Source organism: Isoptericola sp. NPDC057191, assembly GCF_042670225.1.
Classification (GTDB): domain Bacteria; phylum Actinomycetota; class Actinomycetes; order Actinomycetales; family Cellulomonadaceae; genus Isoptericola.
On sequence record NZ_JBHUWC010000294.1, the window covers coordinates 1 to 2,544 of the forward strand.

Here is a 2,544-nt window from a genome sequence, read left to right on the forward strand (position 1 = left end):
CAGCAGGGCCGGGTCGAGGTCGCGGTAGTCGCGCACCGTCCCCAAGATCCGCTGCCAGGCACGACCGACGTCCTCGGTCGACGACGCCGGCCAGCCGAGCTCGCGCAGGATCCCGCGCTTCCACTCCGTGCCGCGCTCGATCGTCGGCCAGGAGGACAGGCCGAGGCGCTCCGCCTTCACGGCCTGCCACACGTCGACGTACGGGTGGCCCAGCACCAGCACGGTGCCGCGGGGCACACGGCGCAGCGCGTCGTCGGCCAGCCGCCGCTCCTTGGACCCGGGCACCAGGTGGTCGACCAGCACCCCGACGCGACGCTCCGCCGTCGGGGCGAACTCGTCCAGCGCGTCGGCGAGGTTGTCGACGCCGTCGAGCATCTCCACGACGACGCCCTCGACGCGCAGGTCGTCGCCCCACACCTTCTCGACCAGCTCGGCGTCGTGCTTCCCCTCGACCCAGATGCGGCTGCCGCGTGCCACGCGCGCCCGCTGGTCGTGGACGGCGACCGACCCCGACGCCGTGCGCGTCGGCCGCGCCGGGGCGCGGCTCGTCACGGGGGCGGTCAGCTCGACGGGCTGACCGTCCACCCAGAAGCCCGGCCCGAGGGGGAACGACCGCGTGCGACCGCGCCGGTCCTCGAGCACGACCAGGTGCATGCCGCCCGACTTCTCGACGCGGACCACCGCGCCGACCCAGCCGGACGTCACCTCCTCGACGACGAGGCCGTGGTCCGCCGCCTGCGGGCGGGAGACAGGCCGGCGCCGGTGGTGGGCGGAGCCGTCCGGCGCACCGGGGGCGCGGGAGCCGGCGGAGGACAGGACGTCGGAGCCGTAACGGTCGTGCACGACCGCGAGCCTACGGTCGCGGCCGCCGACGACAGCGGCCCGACACGGCATCGAGCGTGCTGACTTTCGCTCCAGGTCCCTGTCCCGGGGCGAAGGTCAGCACGCTCGATGGGATGTCGGGAGCGCGAGTCGGGGTGCGTGGTCGGCGGTGCCGGCCGGTCACGCGTGGCGCGGCAGCCGCAGCACGACGTCCACGGCACGGCGGCGTCGTGCCCGCGGCGCCGGGGCCAGGGCGTCGCCCCGGAGCGCGCGGCGCGAGACCCGGAGCTCGTGCGCCAGCCGGCGCAGCGCGACCTCGCGCTCGAGCTCCGCCTGACGGCGCTCGAAGAGCATGTCGTACACGTGCGGGTCCATGATTTCCTCCAGCAGGGGTTCGTTGACACGCCTAGGGAGGGGGACCCGGGCTGGTCCGTACACGACTGCTCAGGGCATGTGTACGGGTGCGCCGGGCGACATGGGCCGACATCGGCCGACGGCCGGCGCGGCAAGCGGCGCCGGACGACGTCAGGGCCGGGCGGACCGCGCCACGACCGCAGCCTCGGTGCGGCTGGCCACCCCGAGCTTGCGCAGGATCGCCGACACGTGGACCGAGGCCGTCTTGCGGCTGATGAACAGGCGCTCGGCGATCTGCCCGTTGGTGAGGCCCTCGGCGACCAGGTCGAGCACCTGGCGCTCACGGTCGGTGAGCGCTCGGTCTACCGTCCCGCCGACAGCCGAGGCGGCGCGGGCTGCCCGGCCACGCGCTAGTCCGGCGCCGTCGAGCAGCGACTGCGCCTGGCCGGCGACCAGCCCGCAACCGATGGCCTCGGCCGCCTCGACCGCGGCCTCGAGGCGGTCCCGCGCCGCGGCCCGGTCGCCGGCGGAGAGCAGGGACTGGCCGTCCCGGTACAGGGCGTAGGGCCGCAGGAACGCCGGACCGTCGGCGGCGAGGACGGCGTCCCACGCGCCGTCGCCGAGCTCGGCCGCGAACACGGCCGCCCAGGTGGGGTACGTCGGCCACCGCACGCACGTGGCGAGGGCGGCGCGGTACGGGGCCGTGTCCACCGTCCGGCCGGCGGAGCGCGCCCGGTCCAGGACGCGCGCGGCGACGGCGAGCACCGACAGGCGGTAGTGGGCGGACAGCGACTCCTCGTCGACGGCGAGGGTGACGAGGTCGAGCGCGTCGTCCAGGTCGTCGCGCAGGAGCGCGAGCTCCGCCAGGGTGCCTGCGACGCGCGCGCGGATCTGCTCCTCGACCCGGCCGAACCGTTGCCAGGTCGAGCGGTGGGCGCGGGCACGGCGCTGCGCCGCCTCGACGTCGCCGCGCCACATGGTCAGCCACGTCCACCGCTCGCCCAGGTAGACGGCGTAGTCGCTGAGGTCGATGAGGGGCACCGACCGCTCGTACCAGTCCTCCGCGTCGGGCCACCGGCCGAGCTCGATCCACGCCTCGGCGACGTTCCCCTCCAGCATCGCCCGGGTGGCCCAGCCCGCACCGAGCGCCCGCGCCAGCCGCGCGCCCGTCTCGGCCAGGGACTCCGCCTCGGCGTACCGGCCGAGCTTCAGCCGCGTGTCCGAGGCGTTCGTGTAGTAGTGGCACTGCGCGCGCCAGTCGTCGCCCGCGACCTCGCGCGACAGCTCCAGCTCCTCCAGGGCGTCGAGGTCGCCGGCGTTGAGCCGGCTCATCGCCCGGAGGTTGAGCGCCAGGGAGGCGTTCTGGTC

Annotated in this window: 3 protein-coding genes; all 3 read right to left on the minus strand. The window is 75.6% G+C overall.

Features of this window, described 5'->3' with window-relative positions; translation table 11 throughout:
* Positions 1 to 894 (minus strand): DUF3097 domain-containing protein (locus ACFT55_RS19935; protein ID WP_380245591.1); only part of this gene is annotated, 894 nt, incomplete at its 3' end.
* 108 nt (positions 895 to 1,002) lie between these two features.
* Complete coding sequence (locus ACFT55_RS19940) at positions 1,003 to 1,197, minus strand: hypothetical protein (protein WP_380245592.1); 195 nt, start codon at positions 1,195 to 1,197, stop codon at positions 1,003 to 1,005.
* Between the two features lie 150 nt (positions 1,198 to 1,347).
* The coding region (locus ACFT55_RS19945) for a LuxR C-terminal-related transcriptional regulator (RefSeq protein ID WP_380245593.1) at positions 1,348 to 2,544 on the minus strand (1,197 nt) is incomplete at its 5' end.